Origin of the sequence: Streptomyces sp. NPDC057428 (assembly GCF_042803195.1) — a bacterium.
In the GTDB taxonomy this organism is placed as follows: domain Bacteria; phylum Actinomycetota; class Actinomycetes; order Streptomycetales; family Streptomycetaceae; genus Streptomyces.
The window spans coordinates 1-19,734 of sequence record NZ_JBHVCT010000002.1 but is presented as its reverse complement, the minus strand read 5'-3'; the positions used below and the strand labels follow the sequence as shown (position 1 = coordinate 19,734).

20 protein-coding genes are annotated in these 19,734 nt (G+C 70.4%); 11 read left to right on the top strand and 9 right to left on the bottom strand.

The features are described 5' to 3' along the window. Nucleotides 1-36: 36 nt before the first annotated feature. Together ACFU5K_RS00990 and ACFU5K_RS00985 are read left to right on the top strand one after the other, a co-directional pair. Complete coding sequence (locus tag ACFU5K_RS00990; protein WP_384055152.1) at nt 37-633, top strand: hypothetical protein; 597 nt, start codon at nt 37-39, stop codon at nt 631-633. 253 nt (nt 634-886) lie between these two features. Then, nucleotides 887-1,630: a TetR family transcriptional regulator gene (locus tag ACFU5K_RS00985; protein ID WP_384055149.1), complete on the top strand. Its 744-nt coding sequence runs from the start codon at nt 887-889 to the stop codon at nt 1,628-1,630. Here ACFU5K_RS00985 and ACFU5K_RS00980 read toward each other — a convergent pair. The 3 genes from ACFU5K_RS00980 to ACFU5K_RS00970 form a co-directional block, all read right to left on the bottom strand. Next, complete coding sequence (locus ACFU5K_RS00980) at nt 1,617-3,170, bottom strand: ABC transporter substrate-binding protein (protein WP_384055146.1); 1,554 nt, start codon at nt 3,168-3,170, stop codon at nt 1,617-1,619. The genes ACFU5K_RS00985 and ACFU5K_RS00980 overlap by 14 nt on opposite strands. A 252-nt stretch (nt 3,171-3,422) precedes the next feature. Next, nucleotides 3,423-4,787: a metallophosphoesterase gene (locus ACFU5K_RS00975; RefSeq protein WP_384055143.1), complete on the bottom strand. Its 1,365-nt coding sequence runs from the start codon at nt 4,785-4,787 to the stop codon at nt 3,423-3,425. Between the two features lie 51 nt (nt 4,788-4,838). Then, the gene (locus tag ACFU5K_RS00970; protein ID WP_384055141.1) at nt 4,839-5,084 is read right to left on the bottom strand and encodes an SCO4848 family membrane protein; all 246 of its coding nucleotides are present in this window, start codon (nt 5,082-5,084) and stop codon (nt 4,839-4,841) included. 121 nt (nt 5,085-5,205) lie between these two features. On the opposite strand from ACFU5K_RS00970, the gene ACFU5K_RS00965 reads away from it, so the two are divergent. After that, complete coding sequence (locus ACFU5K_RS00965) at nt 5,206-6,453, top strand: D-alanyl-D-alanine carboxypeptidase family protein (protein ID WP_384055138.1); 1,248 nt, start codon at nt 5,206-5,208, stop codon at nt 6,451-6,453. Here ACFU5K_RS00965 and ACFU5K_RS00960 read toward each other — a convergent pair. Further along, entirely contained in the window at nt 6,401-7,330 is a 930-nt protein-coding gene (locus tag ACFU5K_RS00960) for a YihY/virulence factor BrkB family protein (protein ID WP_384055135.1), read from the bottom strand. The two genes, ACFU5K_RS00965 and ACFU5K_RS00960, sit on opposite strands and share 53 nt — an antisense overlap. Nucleotides 7,331-7,458: 128 nt before the next feature. On the opposite strand from ACFU5K_RS00960, the gene ACFU5K_RS00955 reads away from it, so the two are divergent. Together ACFU5K_RS00955 and ACFU5K_RS00950 are read left to right on the top strand one after the other, a co-directional pair. Then, on the top strand, nt 7,459-8,808 hold the full coding sequence (locus ACFU5K_RS00955; RefSeq protein ID WP_384055132.1) for an FAD-binding oxidoreductase: 1,350 nt from the start codon (nt 7,459-7,461) through the stop codon (nt 8,806-8,808). Between the two features lie 100 nt (nt 8,809-8,908). Beyond that, nucleotides 8,909-9,667, top strand: coding sequence for a decaprenylphospho-beta-D-erythro-pentofuranosid-2-ulose 2-reductase (locus ACFU5K_RS00950; RefSeq protein WP_384055129.1), 759 nt, complete (start codon nt 8,909-8,911; stop codon nt 9,665-9,667). Between the two features lie 40 nt (nt 9,668-9,707). Here ACFU5K_RS00950 and ACFU5K_RS00945 read toward each other — a convergent pair whose 3' ends face one another. Then, nucleotides 9,708-10,298, bottom strand: a complete 591-nt coding sequence (locus ACFU5K_RS00945; RefSeq protein WP_384055126.1) for a 2'-5' RNA ligase family protein — start codon at nt 10,296-10,298, stop codon at nt 9,708-9,710. A gap of 90 nt (nt 10,299-10,388) precedes the next feature. Then, nucleotides 10,389-11,402 carry a tryptophan--tRNA ligase gene (gene trpS / locus ACFU5K_RS00940; RefSeq protein ID WP_384055123.1) on the bottom strand — a complete coding sequence of 338 codons (1,014 nt, stop codon included), beginning with the start codon at nt 11,400-11,402 and terminating at the stop codon, nt 10,389-10,391. Between the two features lie 54 nt (nt 11,403-11,456). Here trpS and ACFU5K_RS00935 point away from each other — a divergent pair, with 54 nt between their 5' ends. The 4 genes from ACFU5K_RS00935 to rocD all read left to right on the top strand — a co-directional run bounded on the left by ACFU5K_RS00935 (nt 11,457) and on the right by rocD (nt 15,262). Next, nucleotides 11,457-12,164 (top strand): RNA polymerase sigma factor, encoded by a 708-nt coding sequence (locus ACFU5K_RS00935; protein ID WP_384055120.1) that lies wholly within the window; start codon nt 11,457-11,459, stop codon nt 12,162-12,164. Nucleotides 12,165-12,186: 22 nt separating this feature from the next. Next, nucleotides 12,187-13,074 (top strand): hypothetical protein, encoded by an 888-nt coding sequence (locus tag ACFU5K_RS00930; protein WP_384055117.1) that lies wholly within the window; start codon nt 12,187-12,189, stop codon nt 13,072-13,074. A 105-nt stretch (nt 13,075-13,179) separates the two neighbouring features. Next, nucleotides 13,180-13,953: a hypothetical protein gene (locus tag ACFU5K_RS00925; RefSeq protein WP_384055114.1), complete on the top strand. Its 774-nt coding sequence runs from the start codon at nt 13,180-13,182 to the stop codon at nt 13,951-13,953. 103 nt (nt 13,954-14,056) lie between these two features. Then, on the top strand, nt 14,057-15,262 hold the full coding sequence (gene rocD, locus ACFU5K_RS00920; protein WP_384055112.1) for an ornithine--oxo-acid transaminase: 1,206 nt from the start codon (nt 14,057-14,059) through the stop codon (nt 15,260-15,262). A 15-nt stretch (nt 15,263-15,277) separates the two neighbouring features. Here rocD and ACFU5K_RS00915 read toward each other — a convergent pair whose 3' ends face one another. The 3 genes from ACFU5K_RS00915 to ACFU5K_RS00905 form a co-directional block, all read right to left on the bottom strand. After that, nucleotides 15,278-16,465: a glutathionylspermidine synthase family protein gene (locus ACFU5K_RS00915; protein ID WP_384055109.1), complete on the bottom strand. Its 1,188-nt coding sequence runs from the start codon at nt 16,463-16,465 to the stop codon at nt 15,278-15,280. A gap of 6 nt (nt 16,466-16,471) precedes the next feature. Continuing rightward, nucleotides 16,472-16,747 carry a hypothetical protein gene (locus ACFU5K_RS00910; protein WP_384055107.1) on the bottom strand — a complete coding sequence of 92 codons (276 nt, stop codon included), beginning with the start codon at nt 16,745-16,747 and terminating at the stop codon, nt 16,472-16,474. Nucleotides 16,748-16,915: 168 nt separating this feature from the next. Then, nucleotides 16,916-18,316 (bottom strand): PLP-dependent aminotransferase family protein, encoded by a 1,401-nt coding sequence (locus tag ACFU5K_RS00905; protein ID WP_384055104.1) that lies wholly within the window; start codon nt 18,314-18,316, stop codon nt 16,916-16,918. 47 nt (nt 18,317-18,363) lie between these two features. Here ACFU5K_RS00905 and ACFU5K_RS00900 point away from each other — a divergent pair, with 47 nt between their 5' ends. Next, nucleotides 18,364-18,870, top strand: coding sequence for a carboxymuconolactone decarboxylase family protein (locus tag ACFU5K_RS00900; RefSeq protein ID WP_384055102.1), 507 nt, complete (start codon nt 18,364-18,366; stop codon nt 18,868-18,870). A gap of 75 nt (nt 18,871-18,945) precedes the next feature. Then, nucleotides 18,946-19,689: an isocitrate lyase/phosphoenolpyruvate mutase family protein gene (locus ACFU5K_RS00895; protein WP_384055099.1), complete on the top strand. Its 744-nt coding sequence runs from the start codon at nt 18,946-18,948 to the stop codon at nt 19,687-19,689. The last annotated feature ends 45 nt before the right edge of the window (nt 19,690-19,734 follow it).

Sequence of the window (19,734 nt, the reverse complement as noted above, 5' to 3'; positions counted from 1 at the left end):
CGGGAGCAGATGCCTTGAGGGAGAACGGGGAACGCTGTGAGCGATCCGAATCCGTACGCGGACGACTCATACAAGTGGGGCCCGCCGCAGCCACCGGGCAACCCGCCCACGATGCCGGACGGCCAGGGTTACGGCTATCCGGCGCCGGGCGCCACCCCGGCGTACGGCTACCCGCAGCCGCTGCCGGATTCCGCGGCTCAGCCCGGCCCCGGGTACGGCTGTCCGGGACCGGGCGGCCAGCCGACGCAGCCCGGCTTCAACCTGCCGGTGCAGTACGGCGGGACCGGCGGGGTGCCCATGCTCTCGTTCGGTGACATCACGGTGATGAACGACGGGATCGTGACGCCGTCCGGCACCATGCCGCTGAAGGGCGCGGTGTGGACGGCGACGGACATGTCGCGCACGGAGGAGAAGATCCCCACCGTCGGCATCGTGCTGGCGATCGTCTTCGCGCTGTTCTGCCTGATCGGTCTGCTGTTCCTCCTGATGAAGGAAAAGCACACGACCGGCTTCATCCAGGTCACCGTCACCAGCGCCGGCCGCCACCACTCGACGATGATCCCGGCAACGGGGCCCGAGACCTTCCAGATGGTCATGTCGCAGGTCAACACGGCGCGTTCGATGAGCGCCTGAGATCCGGTCCCTCGCACCGGGCCGCCACCCAGATCGCCCGTCAGCTGCCGCGGCCACGGACCACGCCTGGTTTCACGCCGGGGACCGCACCACCGGTCCCCGGCTCTCCGGTTCCCGATCCGACGGCTGGGCACCTCCCGAAGGGTCCGTGCTCACCGCGGCGAGGTTCAGGTCCGTCACCTCGGAGCGGTGTGGCTCTGCCGGGCCGGGCTGCCGGATTCCGCGGGCGGATCTCCCGGATAGCCTTGGGCCTGTGGTGAAGGAAGAGGACAACGTGGCTGACGCGAACGCGGCGAGGCCGTCCGGCAGGGCCTCCAAGGCCCCCAAGAGCGAGCAGACCCGCACGCTGATCCTTGAGACCGCGCTCCGGCTCTTCGAGCAGCGCGGATACGACAAGACCACGATGCGGGCCATCGCGCAGGAGGCCGGCGTCTCCGTGGGGAACGCCTACTACTACTTCTCCTCGAAGGAACACCTCGTCCAGGGCTTCTACGACCGGATCGCCGCCGAGCACGCGGTCGCCGTCCAGCCGGTCCTGGAGGGTGACACCGATCTCGCCGTCCGCATCCGTGGGGTACTGCTCGGCTGGCTGGACGTGGCAGAGCAGTACCACCGCTTCGCGGGCCAGTTCTTCAAGAACGCCGCCGACCCCGAGAGCCCGCTCTCACCGTTCTCGGAGGATTCCGTCGCCGCCCGCGAGGCCGCGATCTCCATCCACAGGCGCTGCCTGGCCGGGTCGGACATCAAGCGTGACCCCGAACTGGACGAGCTGCTCCCGCAGTTGATGTGGCTGATGCAGATGGGGATGGTGCTTTTCTGGGTCTACGACCGTACCGAGAACACGGAGCGCAGCCGACGGCTGGTGGAGCGCACGGCGCCACTCGCCGCACGGGCGATCGCACTCTCCCGTTTCCGGGTGCTGCGACCGCTCGTGCGGCAGGTTCACGACGTGCTGGTCGAGTTCATGCCCGGGGCCCGGGACGTCAGATCCAGCTGAGTTCCCAGAGGCGCCAGATCCCGGTACCGTCCGAGAGGTACTGGGAGCCCGACACGTCCGGCGTGGCGACGACGTAGTCCTTCTTCTGCCACAGCGGGATGAGCGGCACGTCCTCGCCGACCAGCTGCTGCAGATCCTTGAAGTCGGACGACGTGCGGCCGCGGTCGCTGTACTGCTGCGTGGCCGTGATCAGCCTGTTCATCTTCGCGCTGTCGTAGCCGTTGTGGAGGCTGTTGTCGCGGCCGACGAGCGGCTGGCTGAAGGTGTCGGAGTCGGGGAAGTCGGGGAGCCAGCCGACCGTGTAGGCGTCGTAGTCGCCCGCCGCGTAACCCTTCTGGAAGGCCTGCCACTCCACGGCCTTCTCGGTTACCTTGAACAGTCCGTCCTTCTCCATCTGGCGGACCAGCTCGGCGCTCTCCGCCTTGTTCGCGTCGTCGTCGCGGTGGGCGAACGTGATGTGCAGCGGCATCTGCACCCCCGCCTGCTGCATGAGGGCCTTGGCCCGCTTCGGATCGGGCTGCGGGTAGGCGTCGAAGAAGGGGGTGCTGTGCCCGATGTAGCCCTGGGGGATCAGCGAGTAGAGCGGCTCGACGGTGCTGTGGTAGACGTCGCTGACCAGCGGGCCGCGGTCGATGATCCACGCCAGCGCTTGGCGGACCCGCTTGTCCGAGAGCGGCGAGTCGGCGCGGACGTTGAAGACCAGGTTGCGGATCTCGGCGCTGTCCGCCTCGGTCACGCGCTGATCGGTGGCACCCGGGTCGAGCTCGGCGAGCTTGTCGGCGGGCAGCTGACGGTGCGTGACATCGACCTCGCCGGCCTGCCAGGCGGCCTGGAGCTGGTCGGATCCCTCGAAGTAGCGGATGTCGACAGCCACCCCGGTCTTCTTCAGCGCGCCCTTGTAGGCCGGGTTGGGCACCAGCTTGGCCTGCACCCCGGGCTCGTACGCCTTCAGGATGTACGGCCCCGAGCCGTCGACCTGGTTGCCGGTGCGGAGCTTGTCCTTCGGGTAGGCGCTGGGGTCCACGATGGACCCGGCACCCGTCGCGAGCTTCTGCGGGAAGGTCGCGTCACGGGTCGACAGGTTGAAGGTGACGGTCCGCCCCTCGGTCACGACCGAGGCGAGATTGGGGAAGAGGACCGAAGGACCGACGTCCGTCTTGATCTTGAGCATGCGGTCGAAGGAGTACTTCACGTCCGCGGCGGTGATCTTGCGGCCGTTGGAGAACGTCAGGTCGTCCCGCATCGTGCACTGGTAGGTCTGGAGCTTCTGCCCGACGAACCCGCAGCTCTCCGCCGCGTCCGGCTCCGGCACGATCGCACCGGACTTGAAGGTCAGCAGCGACTGGTACAAGTTGCTGTAGATGGCCCAGGAACCCGCGTCGTAGGCCCCGGCCGGGTCGAGCGAGGTCACCTCGTCGGTCGTGCCGACCTTGATGGGATCCTCGTTCACCTCGTCCGAGGGGAGCAGTCTCCAGCCTCCGAATCCGACGATGGCCAGTACCGCGATTGTCGCGAGAATCCGTATCCGGATCGACCGCATGTGTCGTGCTCTCCCTTACCAGCCCAACTCGGCTCATGTGCGGGAATCGCGCACATCGCCGCATGTTCGCCCTCACCCAATCACACGATATTCACATCGGGAAGTCGAAGGACGATGCCGGCCGTGACTTGTTCGCCAAAAGTGCTGTTCTCACGACGTTTTCATCGCTGGATGTGACCTCTGTGCGTGCTTTCCGTGCCCGGGGAGGGCATCGTCGGCGCTCGGGCCTGGCGGGAGGCCGGGCGTGGGCGCTCAGGCCTGGCGGGAGGCCAGCTCCACCACGGTGATGTCGGACGGCGCCCCGACACGCACCGGTGGACCCCACGCACCCGCGCCCCGCGAGACGTACAACTGTGTGTCACCGTAACGTTCGAGGCCTGCGACCGTGGGGTTGGCGAGCTCGGCCACGAGGTTGCCGGGCCAGAGCTGACCCCCGTGGGTGTGGCCTGAGAGCTGCAGCCCCACCCCGTACTCGACGGCGTGGTCGATGACGACGGGCTGGTGCGCGAGGAGGACGGAGGCGCGGCTGCGGTCCCGGTCACCGAGGGCACGGGCGAAGTCGGGTCCCTGCCCCTCGCTCTCACCGGCGATGTCGTTGACCCCCGCGAGGTCGAAGCCGCCGATCTCGACGCGGGCGTTCTCCAGCGGGTGCAGGCCCAGTTCGCGGACGTGATCGACCCACTGGGCCGCACCGGAGAAGTATTCGTGGTTGCCGGTCACGAAGTAGCTGCCGTGACGGGCTTCGAGATCGGCGAGCGGTTCGGCGGCGGAGGCCAGGTCCGCGACCGAGCCGTCGACGAGGTCCCCGACGACCGCGACGAGATCCGGGCCGGTGGCGTTGATCGTGTCGACGATGCGCCGGGTGTGTGAGCGGCCCAGGACCGGGCCGATGTGGATGTCGCTGACCACGGCGATCCTGAAGCCGTGTGCGGAGCGAGGGAGTCCGGCCAGCGGCACGGTGACGCGCTTGACCCGGGGGCCGCGCAGGACCCCGTAGGTGCCGTATCCGACCGTGCCCAGGCCGGCGAGGGCCGCTGCCCCGCCGACGGCGCGGGCGACGAACAGCCTGCGGGAGGGATCGGCCGCCTTCGGGGCGGCCGGGATGTCGTGGGCTTCCAGGGACACGGTGACGTCCGTCGCAGCCGGGGCCTCATGGGCTTCGCCTGACCTGGCCGGTGCGGCCTCGGGCCCGGCGGCATCCGTGAGGGTGACATCCACCGGGCGCGCGCCGACGGCTGCCTCTGCGGAGGGGCTCGTCGTCCCGGCGGACCCCGGGGCAGCTTCGGCGGTCCCGTCCCGTCGTGCGAGGACACGGCGCAGAACGGGGCGCACGGCCTCTCCCGCCAGCAGGGCAAGCGTGAGGTAGAGCAGGGCGGCCAGCCACAGGAAGCCAGGCCAGGCCAGCACCTGCTGCACCGCGAAGGGCAGTCCGGTCCGGCTCGAGACGAGGGCGCCGACGGAGAGCAGCGGCAGTACGAACGCCGCGACGGTACCGGCGCGGCGCGCGAGGCCGCCCGGTGTCGTCGTGTCACCGATCAGCCGGTGCCACACGTAGCGGTGCACCAGGACGAGCAGGGCGAGAACCGCGACCGCCACGAGCACGAAGACCACAACCACGAACGCTCCCCCGCTGAAATCCCGTCCTGGCGCCGGTGAGCGCCCGGCCCGTCATCTGCCTGCGTGACGCAAAGCCCTGACACCACGGAACCCGATGACTCCGACGGCCGTCCCCAGAAGAAACGAGGTGATGGCGAGCAGGAGATGGACCCAGAAGTAGGCGGTCGGTCCACCCGCGTCGTCGAACGCGAGCCCGCTGCCGTCCTTCCACAGGTTCTTTGCAAAGGTGATCCAGATGAACCAGCTCCACACCCCGAACACGAGCAGGAACCAGGAGACGGGGCGGCTGAGCTTCATACGATCAGTATCGCCGCCGCGCTCCGGCCCGGTCGCCCGGGGTGGGCTGTCCAAGCGGAATGCACGGCGGGTCAGGGCACCCAGGTCCCGATCCCCAGCAACGCCATGTACGTTTCCGACCGTGCCTGCTCTGAAAATGACCGTAATGACGGTCCTCTCTGCCGCGTTGCTGTCCGTATGTGTCGCCGGTCCTGCAGGGGCGGCCGACAAGGACAAGACCGACGACAAACAGCCGAAGCCGACCGGTCCCATGTCCACCGTGGGTGGCGAGCGGCTGGGCGAGGTGGGCACCCAGGTCCAGCTGGGCCCCGGCGCCCCGGTCCTGCCGAAGAAGCTCACCGGACGGTCGTGGATCGTCGCGAACGCCGAGAACGGGCAGGTACTCGCCTCGCACAACGCCCATTGGCGGCTGCCGCCCGCCTCGACGCTGAAGATGCTCTTCGCCGACACGGTCCTGCCCGCCCTGCAGCCGAAGTCCCTGACCCACATGGTGACCGAGGAGGAACTGGCCGGGATCGGCGAGGGCAGCAGTCTGGTCGGCGTGAAGGAGGACCAGGCGTACACGGTGCACGACCTGTGGCTCGGCGTGTTCCTGCGTTCGGGCAACGACGCGGTGCACGTGCTGTCGGCGATGTACGGCGGCGTGCCCGCCACGGTCGCCGCGATGCAGCGGCACGCCGAGGAACTGCAGGCTCTCGACACCCGGGTGGTCTCCCCCGACGGCTACGACGCCCCGAACCAGGTCTCCAGCGCCTACGACCTGACGCTGTTCGCCCGCAGCGGCATGCAGAAGGCGGACTTCCGCGAGTACGCAGCGACGGCGACGGCGGACTTCCCGGGTGCGCAGAAGAAGGGCAAGAAGCGCGAGTCCTTCGAGATCCAGAACACCAACCGCCTGATCACCGGCGACATCGGTGTCGAGCCGTACAAGGGCATCGCCGGGGTCAAGAACGGCTACACCACCCACGCGGGCAACACCTTCACGGGTATCGCCGAGCGCGACGGCAAGGTCCTGCTCGTCACCGTCATGCACCCGTCGGCGGACGAGAGCCACGCCGTCTACAAGGAGGCCGCCGGCCTGCTCGACTGGGGCTTCGCGGCGGACGGCAAGGTGACCCCGGTCGGCGAGCTCGTCCCTCCGAAGTCCGCCGTGACCGGGCCCGCGAAGGACTCCGCGCCCGCGGCCGGCGCGGACAAGGCCGAGAAGAAGCACGCGGCCACCACGGCGGCCGCCGCATCGGGCTCCAGCGGGGTCTGGACCGCCCTGTCGATCGTCGGCGGACTGCTGGTGGTCCTGGCGGCCGGGGTGTTCCTCGTCAACCGGCGCTGGCCGCTGCCGGACCTGGTGCGCCGTCTTCCCCGTCGCTGACCTCCTCGGCCTCCGGCCCGTCACCGCCCTTGCTCGGGGTCGCCGTCCAGGCGGCGCAGACGAGCAGCAGTTTGGCGCTGAAGTTGATCCACAGGAGCAGTGCGATGGGCACGCCGAAGGCGCCGTACACGCTCTTCGCCGCCACGTCCCGGATATAGCTGCCGAGCAGCAGCTTGAGCATCTCGAACCCGACGGCGCCGACCAGTCCGGCGACGATCAGCCGGCGCCGCGGGGGCTCGACGCCCGGCAGCAGGGTGAGCAGGTAGAGGAGCAGCAGGAAGTCGGCGCAGACCGCCACGGCCACGGCGGCCACCTGGAGCAGGATCCCGCCCGCGCCGTTCTCCGGGATACCCAGACGGTCGGCCGTCCAGCCGATGGCGGTCGAGGCGACGGTGGAGACGGCGAGGGTCACGAGCGCCGCGCCGCCGAGGCCGAGCAGCAGCCCGGCGTCCTTGATCTTGCGGACGACCGGGTTGCCCTCGACCACGTCGTCCTTCTCCCACACCGCGCGCAGACAGTCCCGCATCGAGCCGATCCAGCCGATGCCGGTGAAGAGCAGCAGCAGACCGGCGACCACTCCGATGGTGCCCGCGTGGGCCACGAGGTCCTCGATGCCGAGCTGGTCGGAGATGCCGGGCACCTGCTCGGCGAGCTTGTCCTGGATCTTGTCCAGCTGCTCGGTCGAGAGCAGCGCGGCCCCGACCGCCGCACCGACCGCGATCAGCGGGAAGAGCGCGAGGAAGCTGAGAAAGGTGATCGCCGCCGCGAGCCTGGCCCAGTGCACCCGGTCCAGAGTCTCGTAGGAGCGCCAGGCGTGCGTCTCCATGAGCCGTGCGACGAGCGGCCCGACGACGGGGAGTCTTTTCAGCCAGTCCATGACCTACGCGTACCCCTCCGGAGCCGGAAAACCGGTGCCCGGGGCTCTCCGGATCACCGATCACCCATTTCGGTGAGTGCTGTAACAAATCCCTCAAAAGGGTTTTCTCTGGCGATAACGTCACGTCCATGTCTGTCGACACGGTGTCCTTGACCGGCTGGGGCCGCACCGCCCCGACGACCGCAGTGCGGTTTCGCCCCCGTACGTACGAAGAAGCCGTGGTCGCGGTCCGGGGCCGTGGCCCCAGAGGGGTCGTCGCCCGGGGGCTCGGCCGGGCGCACGGCGACGCGGCACAGAACGCGGGAGGTTCGGTCGTCGACATGACCGCCCTGGACCGGATCCGCTCGGTCGATCCGGCGGCGGGCACGGTCGTCTGCGAAGCCGGGGTGAGCCTGCACCGCCTGATCGAGACGGTGCTCCCGCTCGGCTGGTTCCTCCCGGTCACACCGGCGACCCGTCAGGTGACGGTCGGCGGAGCCATCGGCTCGGACGTCCACGGCAGGAACCACCGGACGGCGGGGACCTTCGCCCGGCACGTGCGCGCACTGGAACTGCTGACCGCCGACGGCGAGGTACGCACGGTGCTCCCGGGCACGGATCTGTTCGACGCGACCGCGGGTGGCCTCGGCCTGACCGGGGTGATCCTCTCCGCCACTCTGGCCCTGCGTCCCGTCAGCACCTCGCTGATGACGGTCGACACGGTGCGGTCGGCGGACCTGGACGAGACGATGGCACGGCTCGCGACCTCCGGCGACGCCTCGCCGTACGCGACGGCCAGGATCGACCTCCTTGCGCGCGGAAAGGCGACCGGGCGGGCCGTCGTCATGCGGGGAGAGCACGCGCCCCTCGACGCGCTACCGGCGCGCGCCAGGCGCACACCGCTGGATCTCCGCCCCGGGCGTCGTCCCGCGCCCCACGCCCTCGTCCCTGAGGGACTGTTCGGCCGGACCGCAGGCGCCCTCCTGGCCGAACTCGGCCACCGCGGCGCCCTCCCCTCGCGGACCGGGGCACTTCGGAGCGTCTCGGCCTTCCTCCACCCCCTGGACGCCGTGCCCGACTGGCGCCGCGTCCGCGGCACGGGCAGCTTCGTCCAGTACCAGTTCGCCTTGGGATACGGCCACGAGGAGACCCTGCACCGCATCGTCCGGCGTCTCGTCCTGCGCCGGACTCCGGCCTTCCACGGCACTCTCGAACGGTTCGGGGACGGCGGGCCCGGCTGGCTCTCCTTCCCCGTTCCCGGCTGGACGCTCTCCTTCGGGCTGCCCGCCGGGCTGCCGGGGCTCGCCCGAGTGCTGGACGATCTCGACGACGAGGTGGCGGCGGCGGGCGGGCGTGTCTTCCTGGCCAAGGACGCGCGGCTGAGGCCGGAGCTGACCGAGGCGATGTACCCGCGGCTGCCCGACTTCCGGGCCTTGCGCCAGGAACTCGACCCTTCCGGCGCCTTCACCTCGGACCTGTCCCGCCGGCTCGCGCTCTGAGCGGTCCGGCGGGCCGCCTGCCCTGTCCCGGTGTCCCGCTCCCGGGCTCCCCGCCCGTCCGCGCCCTGTCATCGCCCGTCATCCCGCTAGGAGTTTTCCTTTGAAGGACGCCTTCGGTGCCCCGCAGTCCCTGCTCGTACTCGGCGGCACCTCGGAGATCGGACTGGCCACCGCGCGGCGGCTGATCGCTCGCCGCACCCGCACCGTCCGGCTGGCCGGACGGCCTTCTCCCGCCCTGGAGCGGGCTGCCTCCGATCTGCGCGAACTGGGGGCCGACGTCCGTACCGTCGGCTTTGACGCGCTCGACTCCGCCTCCCATGAAGAGGTGCTCGGAAAGCTCTTCACCGAGGGCGACATCGACATGGTGCTGATGGCCTTCGGCGTCCTGGGCGACCAGGCGCGCGACGAGGAGGAGCCGCTTTCCGCGGTCCGGGTGGCGCAGACCAACTACACGGGGGCGGTGTCCGCCGGCTTGGTGTGCGCGGGCGCACTGCAGGCGCAGGGACACGGCTCGCTGGTGGTGCTCTCGTCGGTGGCCGGGGAACGCGCCCGTCGCGCGGACTTCATCTACGGCTCCAGCAAGGCGGGCCTGGACGCCTTCGCCCAGGGCCTCGGGGACGCACTCCACGGGACCGGGGTGCACGTGATGGTCGTACGCCCCGGATTCGTGCGGTCCCGGATGACCGAGGGGCGCGAGGAGGCACCGCTCGCCACGACCCCCGGCGCGGTCGCCGACGCGATCGTGGCAGGCCTGCGGCGGCGTTCGGAGACGGTGTGGGTGCCCGGTGCGCTGCGGGTCGTCATGTCGGCCCTGCGGCACGTTCCGCGCCCCCTGTTCCGGCGGCTGCCGGTCCGCTAGACGGGCGCGGTGGTCGTGACGGCCACCGCGCCCGTCCGGGTCAGGGACGGAGGGACGGCTGGTCCACCGCACTGCCGCCCTGGGCCGGTACCGCGGGCGCGCCGCCGCCGTCCCCGAACGGGAACTCGTTGATCTTGCGCCACACGGCGTCGGTGCCCTGTTCGTACAGCGCGAAGGAACCACAGGTCCAGTCCGCCTCGTACGAGGACAGCTCCTCGTACGCGCGGTCCATCGCCGCCTCCGCGATGCCGTGCGCGACGGTCACGTGCGGGTGGTAGGGGAACTGCAGTTCCCGTACGAGCGGTCCGGAAGCCTCACGGACCCGCTTCTGGAGCCAGGAACAGGCGGAGGCACCCTCGACGACCTGGACGAAGACGACCGGCGAGAGCGGCCGGAAGGTGCCCGTGCCCGACAGCCGCATGGGGAACGGACGGCCGGCCGCGGCGATCTGTGACAGGTGGGTCTCGATCGCCGGAAGGTCGGCAGCCTCGGCCTCGGTCGGCGGGAGAAGGGTGACGTGGGTGGGAATGCCGTACGCGGCAGGGTCCCCGAAGCTCGCGCGCCGCTCTTGGAGCAGGCTGCCGTAAGGCTCCGGGACCGCGATCGAAACGCCAAGCGTTACGGTCCCCACATCGTTCTCCTCAATCGTCGATGGTCTGTTCTCGGTCGTGCCGACGTCAGTGTGGCCCCTTCGGCCGCGATCTCGCCAGAGTCCTTGGACTCAGTGCTTCGCGGGCAGAAGACCCATACGGTCGTAGGTCTGTGCGAGCGTCTCGGCGGCGACGGCCCGCGCCTTCTCCGCTCCCTTGGCCAGGAGGGAGTCCAGCGTCTCGGGGTCGTCCAGATATTCCTGCGTCCGGGTCCGGAACGGGGTGACGAACTCCACCATGACCTCGGCGAGGTCGGTCTTGAGCGCGCCGTAGCCCTTGCCCTCGTACTTCCGTTCCAGCTCGGCGATCGCCGTGCCTGTGAGTGTGGAGTAGATGCCCAGGAGGTTGCTGACGCCCGGCTTCTTCTCCGCGTCGAAACGGATCACGGTGTCCGTGTCCGTCACCGCGCTCCTGACCTTCTTGGCGGTGACCTTCGGGTCGTCCAGGAGATTGATCAGGCCCTTGGGGGTGGACGCCGACTTGCTCATCTTGACCGCCGGGTCCTGCAGGTCGAAGATCTTCGCCGTCTCCTTGAGGATGTACGGCGCCGGGATGGTGAACGTCTCGCCGTAGCGGCCGTTGAAACGCTCCGCCAGGTCACGCGTGAGCTCGATGTGCTGACGCTGGTCCTCGCCCACCGGGACCTGGTTCGCCTGGTAGAGCAGGATGTCGGCGACCTGGAGCACCGGGTAGGTGAAGAGGCCGACGGTCGCCCGGTCGGCCCCCTGCTTGGCGGACTTGTCCTTGAACTGCGTCATGCGGGACGCCTCGCCGAAGCCTGTGAGGCAGTTCATGATCCAGCCCAGCTGGGCGTGTTCGGGGACATGGCTCTGGACGAACAGCGTGCACCGCTCGGGGTCGAGTCCGGCCGCCAGCAACTGGGCGGCGGCGAGGCGGGTGTTCGCGCGGAGTTCACGGGGGTCCTGCGGGACGGTGATCGCGTGCAGGTCCACCACCATGTAGAAGGCGTCGTGGGACTCCTGCAGCGCCACCCACTGGCGGACCGCACCGAGATAGTTGCCGAGGTGGAACGAGCCTGCGGTGGGCTGGATTCCGGAAAGCACGCGGGGTCGATCAGAGGCCATGCCTTCATTGTCTCAGGTGTGGAACCAATCCCCGGCAGCCGGTGTAGGAAAGATGTGAGGACGCGGGGAGGGGCTCCACAGCCGGGCTTGGAGGGGGGCCGCGCCATCGATGGCGAGGGCGGCGGCAGTGATCTCGGGCGTGCCGCGACGGTTCCGGCGGGCGGCTCCGACGGCGAGTCCGCGGTGATCGCGCGCGTACGCGCCGGGGATGCCGGGGCATACGCGCAGCTGGTGCGCGCCCACACCGGTGTCGCGCTGCGCGCCGCGGTCGCCTTCGGGGCCGGTGCGGATGCCGAGGACGTGGTGCAGTCCGCCTTCTTCAAGGCGTACCAGGCCCTGGGGCGTTTCCGGGACGAGGCGTCCTTCCGCCCGTGGCTGCTGCGCATCGTGATGAATGAGACGAAAAACACGCTGCGCTCGGCGGGCAGGGCGCGGGCGGTGGCCGGGCGGGAAGCGCGCTGCCGGGGCGTGGATCCGGTGATACCCGAGTCGGCCGACCCGGCGGTGGCGGCCCTGGCCGAGGAGCGGAAGGCCTTGCTGGCGGAGGCGCTGGGCGAGCTGAGCGAGGTGCAGCGACAGGTGGTCACGTATCGCTATCTGCTGGAGATGGACGAGGCGGAGACCGCGCAGGCGCTCGGCTGGCCGCGGGGGACGGTGAAGTCCCGGCTGAACCGCGCACTGAAGAATCTCGAGCGGCGGCTCGGCGGTCAGCTGGGTCCGGATCGGGAAGGGGGTGAGAGCGGTGCGAAGGGCGACGGGTGAGGGTGATCCTGAGCGTCCCGGGGTGGACGACGACCGGCGCGGGGAGCGGCTGCGGGCGGATCTGCTGGCCCTGCGCGACGGGCTCGACATTCCGGAGACCGACGGCTCGACCATGGCCGAGAGGGTCCTGGCCCGGATCGTCGCGGAGGCGGTGCCCGCTCCCGTGCGGGAACCCGTGCGGCGCCGGGAGCTGGTCGGCGCGTGGTTCCGGGACCACGCCCGGCTGCTCGCAGCCGCGCTTTCGGGACTGCTCGTCGTGCTCGTGCTCACCCCGCCGGTCCGGGCGACCGTCGTCGAGTGGTTCGACTTCGGCGGGGTCCGGGTGCGGTATGCGCCGGGGACCCCGTCGAACCGGCAGGGGCCCGGCGCACCGGGCTGCGGGGCTCCCGTGTCCATGCACGAGGCCCTCCGGTCGGCGGACTTCCGTCCGGTGGTGCCCCATGAGCTCGGGAGACCGGACTCCGTGGCGGTCACGCGACTTCCGGAAGGCCGGTCGATGATCACGCTCTGCTGGCAGGAGGGCGGGCGGACCGTACGGCTCGATGAGTTCGCGTCGGGTCTGGATCCGTACTTCATCAAGCAGGTCCGAGTCCGCTCCGAGTGGCTCGGGCTCGACCGGGGCGGTTCGGCCGAGGCCTCGGACGGTTCATCCCACGGCCGGGGTGGCCAATCCGACGACCGGGGTGATCCGTCCGGTGGAATGCCGCCTGGTCCGGCATACGCGGCGTGGATCGCCGAGCCGCACCTCCTCGAGTTCATGATGATCGGCGAGGACGGCGACCGGTGGATCAGATCCGAACGCACCGCTGGACCGACGTTGTTGTGGACGCGGGACGAGCGGATCACCTTCCGCCTGGAGGGTGTGGACGACCGCGACCGGGCTCGGGCGATCGCCGAGTCGACGCTCTGAGCAGATCCGGAAGTGTCCGGCCACAGGGCGGAACCGACGGGCTGCGGGCGGTGTATCCGAGGTGATGCTGTCCGGGAAGTCCGGGCAGGGCGGTCAGGGGGCGGCATGCGACGACAGCGGCACGGTTCGGGGACAGCGCGGAGCTGGGCGGGCAGGACTGCCGGGTGGGCGCGGAGGACCGCCGTTCTCGCGGCGGTGCTGGGGCCGGGTCTGGGGCTGGGGCTGCTGCAGGCGCCGCAGGCCTCGGCGGGTGGGCCGACGAGTGTGTTGATCACCTCGCCGTCCCGCGGAGAGGTTGCCGCCCTGTCCGGCTCCGATGCGAGGTATCGCTCGCTGGAGAGGCTTCTCGGCCCCGGCGGTAAGGGAACGCGCACCCAGCCCTCGTCGTCGGACGGCTCGGTGGGGACCCGACAGGTCAATGTCACCTGGATGGCGCTCGATCTGCAGCCGACCAGGACGGACCGGGTCTTCCCCGGGGAGGACCGGGACACCGTCTGGATCCACACGGCCACCGGAGTTCCGGACTCGTACAAGGGCTATTGGCACCGGGCAGCGGAGCCGGGTGAGTTGGTCCGGCTCCTCAAGGAGCTGGGCCTGATGGGAAGGGCTGACGGCGCGAAGGCGGCTCCGGCCCTCTTTCCCGAGCCATGGGAGAGCCAGGGCCCGTTCGGACGGACGAAGAGCCCGGAGCCGGCAGCGACGCCCGCGTCCGCGCTGACACCCCGGAGCACAGGGTCTTCGACACATGGGCGGCTGGACCGCTGGTGGTGGGCGATACCGGGTCTCGTCGCTGGTTCACTGCTGACCCTGGCGGCACTGCAGCCGCGGTCGCCCGGCCGACGGCGCTCAGAGCACCGCCAGGAACTGCTGGAAGGCTGAGCAGGAGGCGCGCCGCAGAGTGAATGTTTCCCCGCCTCCGATCCGACCGACGATACAAAGTGGGCACCACCCCCGCCCACGCCGCACGACGAACGGAGATCCCGTGTCGACCACGGAAACCGCCATCGCCTCCGCCGAGGAGCACAGCGCGCACAACTACCACCCGTTGCCCGTCGTCGTCGCTTCGGCCGAGGGCGCCTGGATGACCGATGTCGAAGGGCGCCGCTATCTCGACATGCTGGCCGGCTATTCCGCGCTCAACTTCGGTCACGGCAACAGGCGTTTGATCGACGCCGCCAAGGCCCAGCTCGAGCGGGTGACGCTGACGTCGCGCGCCTTCCACCACGACCGTTTCGCCGACTTCTGCACCCAGCTCGCCGAGCTCTGCGGCATGGAGATGGTCCTGCCCATGAACACCGGGGCGGAGGCCGTCGAGACGGCGGTGAAGACGGCCCGCAAATGGGGCTACCGCGTCAAGGGACTCCTGGACGGGACGGCGAAGATCATCGTTGCCGCCGGCAACTTCCACGGCCGGACGACCACGATCGTCAGTTTCTCCACCGATCACGAGGCGCGGGCGGACTTCGGTCCGTACACACCAGGGTTCGAGGTGGTGCCGTACGGGGACCTGACCGCGCTGTCGGCTGCGATGACCGACAACACCGTGGCCGTGCTGATGGAGCCGATCCAGGGCGAGGCGGGTGTGCTGGTGCCGCCGCCGGGCTATCTGGCGGGTGTGCGGGAGATGACCCGTGAGCGGAATGTGCTGTTCATCGCGGATGAGATCCAGTCCGGTCTCGGCCGTACGGGCAGGACCTTCGCATGTGAGCACGAGGGTGTGGTGCCCGACATGTACGTGCTGGGCAAGGCGCTGGGCGGTGGCGTCGTTCCCGTCTCGGCCGTCGTGTCGTCCGCCGCGATCCTGGGTGTCTTCAAGCCCGGCGAACACGGGTCGACGTTCGGAGGGAACCCACTCGCCTGCGCGGTCGCCCTGGAGGTGGTGGCCATGCTGCGCACCGGGGAGTTCCAGGAGCGCGCGGCGGAGCTGGGTGACCATCTCCACCGCGAGCTGGGGCTGCTGACCGGTGGCGGCGCGGTGGAGGCCGTGCGTGGCCGGGGTCTGTGGGCCGGCGTCGACGTCTCCCCCACCCTCGGCACCGGGCGGGAGATCTCGGAGAAGCTGATGGACCGGGGCGTTCTGGTCAAGGACACCCACGGCTCCACCATCCGCATCGCCCCGCCGCTGGTGATCAGCAAGGAGGACCTGGACTGGGGACTGGATCAGCTTCGCGGGGTCCTGGCGGGCTGAACCAAGGGGCTGGGTTCAGAGGATGACGTGGGGAAGGAACCGGGCGTATTCGTCCGTGATCAGTCCCGCGGATTCCCGGATGCCCAGCCCTGCGGCCTCGTCACCCACCACCCAGGCACCGAGTACCACGCGGTTGCCCGCGAAGTCGGGCAGCGGGGCCAGCTCCTGATAGCAGCAGGGTTCGTCCCGTCGTACCGGTGCGCCGCCAGGATCGTGAACGGTGACCCCGGCGCCCTCGCGGCCCAGCAACGGCTTGGCGACGTATCCCGCGCCGTCGGCCCCGGCCAGTTCGCGGGGGCCGTCGAGGTAGGCCGGGAGGAGGTTGGGATGACCGGGGTAGAGCTCCCAGAGGATGGCCAGGAGCGCCTTGTTGGAGAGGAGCATCTTCCAGGCCGGTTCGATCCAGCAGGTGCTGCCGGTGCCACCGCCGTTGTCGAGGGTGTCCAGCACGTGCGGCCCGAAGCGGTCCGTTGCCAGCCATTCCCAGGGGTAGAGCTTGAAGCAGCTGCGGATGAAGCCGAGCCGTTCGTCGACGAAGCGGCCGGACAGCCGGTCCCAGCCGATGCTCTCGACGGAGAGAGCCTGGGTGTCGATGCCGGCCTGCGCTGCGGTCTCCCGCAGGTAGGCGACCGTCATCAGGTCCTCGCCCAGTTCGTCGCCGTCGGAGTGGGCGAAGTGCAGCGGGCCGGGAGGAAGCAGTGGGGCCTGCTTCCTCCACGCATCGACGAGGCGTTCGTGGAGGGAGTTCCACTGGTCCGCACCGGGAAAGCGGTCCTCCATCCAGAACCACTGGGGGCTGGCGGCCTCCACCAGCGACGTGGGGGTGTCGGCGTTGTATTCCAGCATCTTCGCCGGGCCGGTCCCGTCGTACCGGAGGTCGAATCGGCCGTAGACGGAGGGGAGTTCGGCGCGGCGCCGCCAGGACTCGGCAATCAGCCCGGCCAGGCGCGCGTCGGTGATGCCGAGAGCGGCGAAGCGGCCGTGCTCGACTATGTGCGCGGCGGCCGCCAGACACATCGCGTGGAGTTCCTCCACGACTTCTTCCAGCGCCTCGACCTCGGGCAGCGAGAAGACGTAGTAGGCGCTCTCGTCCCAGTACGGGCGCAGTGAGTCGTCCGGATAGCGTGTGAGGGGGTAGACCAGCCCCTGCTCCTCGACGATCTGCTGCCAGCCGGGGCGTGGCTCGATGGTGCGGCGTTCCATGTCGGGTCAGCCGCCGCTGGAGCCGGAGGAGCCGAATCCGTGGCGTTCGACCGCGGACCTGTTGAAACTGCCGCCCGAGACCCTGTTGTTGTGGCTGCTGCCGCCGTAGTAGTAGGTGCCGTGGCCGTCGCTGTCACTGCATTCGTAGCTCGGCAGGATCTCCTGGGTCACCCGGTCGACACACCGCTCGTCCGGTTCCGAACTGCAGGCCGTGAGCGTGGCCGCGAGGACCCCCATGCCGCCGAGCACCACGGTGCCGGACCTCAGCTTGCGCTTGTCCATGTTCTCTTCTCCCCCGTCGTGTCCGCGCGCGGGCGCCGTTCCGCCTGCGAGCTGCCAGTCAGATTAGATGCCTGCTCCCGTCGGCTGAAACCAGGCCCCGCCGGCTCCGCCCGCATATCCGGATATGCCGACCGCCCTTCCCGGCATCCGCGTTCTCGACGTCTCTCCCTAGGGCAGTACGCGGCAGAGCGCGTCCAGCGCCCCCGCCCAGCCGCTGTCCGACGGGGTGCCGTAGCCGATGACGAGGCCGTCGCGCCGCGCGTCCGCATCCGGGTGCCCGAAGCGGGAGAGCCCTTCCAGCGCAAGGCCCTGCCAGGTGGCCGCCTGAACCACGGAGTGCTCGGCCCCCGCGGGGAGTTCGAGCACGGCGTGCAGCCCGGCCGCGATGCCGCTCACCCGGAAGCCCGGCGCCCGCTCGGCGAGTGTGGCGACGAGTTGGTCCCGCCGGCGCCTGTAGCGCAGACGCATGGCACGCACGTGCCGGTCGTACGCACCGGACGCGATGAACTCCGCGAGGGTCAGCTGGTCCAGCGACCCGGTCATCCACTCGGGGCCGCCCTTGGCGCCGCAGACCTCCCGCACGAGCCCCTCCGGCAGCACCATCCAAGCCAGCCTGAGGCCCGGCGCCAGCGACTTGCTGGCGGTGCCCAGGTAGACGACCCGTTCCGGGTCGAGCCCTTGGAGTGCGCCCACCGGCTGCCGGTCGTAGCGGAATTCGCCGTCGTAGTCGTCCTCCAGGATCAGGCCGCCCGAGGAGCGTGCCCAGTCGACCGCCGCCGCTCGCCGGTCGGGATGGAGCGGGACGCCCGTGGGGAACTGGTGGGCCGGAGTCAGCAGGGCCGCTCCCACGCGACGCATCCCGCCGAGCTCGCCGGTCCGGGCCCCCAGTTCGTCCACCGCGAGACACGGGGTGCCCAGGCCGGCTCCGTTCAACAGGTCCCGGTGGATGTCGAGCCCGCTCGACTCGACGGCCGCCTCCCGCACGCCGCGCTGCCGCAGCACCTGGCCCATCAGGGCCAGCCCGTGGGCGAATCCGGAACAGATCACGATGCGTTCCGGGGCGGCGTAGACCCCGCGCGCCCGCGCCAGATAGTCGGCCAGGACCGTCCTCAGCTCGATGCGACCCTGCGGATCGTCGTAACCGAAGGCCTGGTCGGGTGCGACGGTGAGGGCGCGCTTCGACGCCTTGAGCCATTCGGCGCGCGGGAAGGTCGAGAGGTCCGGCGATCCGGGCATCAGATTGTGGGCGGGCCGCCGCCGCACCTGCCGGGACGGGGCACGGTGGGCCTTCGGCCCGGCCGCGTCGGCCCGCTGGGCGACCCTCGTCCCCGAGCCCTGCCGGGCGGTGAGCCAGCCCTCCGCAACCAGGTCGGCGTAGGCGTCGGCGACGGTGTTGCGGGCGATCCCGAGGTCGAGGGCCAGCGTCCGCGAGGAGGGCAGCCGGGTGCCGGGCGCCAGCCGGCCGGTGCGGACGGCCTCCCGCAACGCGTTCATCAGCCCGCTGCGCAGACCGGCGCCGAACGGTTCGATATGCAGGTCGGCTCCGAAAGCGGCCCAGGAATCCTTCATGGAAATGGACCATACCGCTGCGCCACCCGACGCGTAGCGTCGTACGCATGACGACGAACACACAGGACCACGCCACCTCCGAGTACGCCCCCGAGCACCCGACCCGCCTGCAGTGGGCCCAGCTCGCCCCCGACGTCTACAAGGCCATGGTCCGGCTGGACGCCGCGTCCCGTAAGGGCGTCGAGCCGAAGCTCCTCGAACTGGTCAAGATCCGCGCCTCGCAGCTCAACCACTGCGCGTTCTGCCTGGACATGCACACCAAGGACGCTCTCGCGGCCGGGGAGTCCGTCGAGCGCGTCATCCAGCTCAGCGCCTGGCGGGAGTCGCTGCACTTCTACACGGAGAAGGAGCTGGCGGCGATCGAGCTGACGGAGGCGGTGACGGTCCTGACCAACGGATTCGTCCCGGACGAGGTGTACGCGAAGGCGGCCGCGCAGTTCGAGGAGGCCGAGCTCGTCCAGCTGATCGCGGCCATCACGGTGATCAACGCCTGGAACCGCTTCGGCGTGACCTTCCGGCTGACCCCGGGGCACTACACCCCCGGCAGCCATTGAGCCGAGCCGTCCGCGATCGGGCCTGCCACACCGGTTTCCGCCGCCCGCACGTCCCCCCACAGACCCGGAGTACCGATGACCCAGTCCGCTGCCCTCTTCCGCGCACTGCACCACGGCCGCCCGCCCGGTGACCCGCTGGTCCTGCCGGGCCCGTGGGACGTCCCGAGCGCCCGGGCCTTCGAGGAAGCGGGCTTTCCCGCCCTGGCCACCCCGAGCGCGGGTGTCGCGGCGTCGCTCGGGTACGCCGACGGGCAGACCCCCGCGGCCGAGATGTTCGCGGCGGTGGCCAGGATCACGCGAGCGGTGTCCGTTCCCGTGTCGGCGGACATCGAGGGCGGCTACGGGCTGGCCCCGGACGAACTCGTCGGGCGGCTGCTGGAAGCCGGTGCGGTCGGCTGCAATCTGGAGGACTCGGCCGACGGCGTCCTCGTGGAACCGCGGAAGCATGCCGACCGGCTGGCTGAGGTACGCGCCGCGGCGGGCGGCCTCCTCTTCGTGAACGCACGCGTCGACACGTACATCCACGGCACCCCGGGCGCGACGGACGCCGAGGCGGAGTCGGACACGATCGCCCGCGCCCGCCTCTACGCCGAAGCCGGTGCGGACTGCGTCTACCCGATCATGGCCCCGGCGGATTCCCTCCCCCGGGTGGCCGCGGCCCTGACCGTGCCGCTGAACGCGCTCGGCGCACCCGACGGGCCGTCCACCAGCCGCCGGCTCGGTGAACTGGGCGCGGCACGCGTCACCTTCGGGCCCCAGCTTCAGCGCAGGGCCGCGGAAGCCGTGCGCGGCCTCGCAGACCGGCTCGCCGGTCACTGAGAGGCACGTACCAGGGCGCCCCCGGCAGCAGTCGCTGCCGGGGGC

Coding starts and splice junctions, on each gene's coding strand:
- ACFU5K_RS00905 (WP_384055104.1), bottom strand. CDS start 18,316: ATGAAGGATTCCTGGGCCGCTTTCGGAGCCGACCTGCATATCGAACCG.
- ACFU5K_RS00960 (WP_384055135.1), bottom strand. CDS start 7,330: ATGGACTGGCTGAAAAGACTCCCCGTCGTCGGGCCGCTCGTCGCACGG.
- ACFU5K_RS00900 (WP_384055102.1), top strand. CDS start 18,364: ATGACGACGAACACACAGGACCACGCCACCTCCGAGTACGCCCCCGAG.
- trpS (WP_384055123.1), bottom strand. CDS start 11,402: ATGGCCTCTGATCGACCCCGCGTGCTTTCCGGAATCCAGCCCACCGCA.
- ACFU5K_RS00895 (WP_384055099.1), top strand. CDS start 18,946: ATGACCCAGTCCGCTGCCCTCTTCCGCGCACTGCACCACGGCCGCCCG.
- ACFU5K_RS00915 (WP_384055109.1), bottom strand. CDS start 16,465: ATGGAACGCCGCACCATCGAGCCACGCCCCGGCTGGCAGCAGATCGTC.
- ACFU5K_RS00970 (WP_384055141.1), bottom strand. CDS start 5,084: ATGAAGCTCAGCCGCCCCGTCTCCTGGTTCCTGCTCGTGTTCGGGGTG.
- ACFU5K_RS00980 (WP_384055146.1), bottom strand. CDS start 3,170: ATGCGGTCGATCCGGATACGGATTCTCGCGACAATCGCGGTACTGGCC.
- ACFU5K_RS00925 (WP_384055114.1), top strand. CDS start 13,180: ATGCGACGACAGCGGCACGGTTCGGGGACAGCGCGGAGCTGGGCGGGC.
- ACFU5K_RS00910 (WP_384055107.1), bottom strand. CDS start 16,747: ATGGACAAGCGCAAGCTGAGGTCCGGCACCGTGGTGCTCGGCGGCATG.
- ACFU5K_RS00955 (WP_384055132.1), top strand. CDS start 7,459: ATGTCTGTCGACACGGTGTCCTTGACCGGCTGGGGCCGCACCGCCCCG.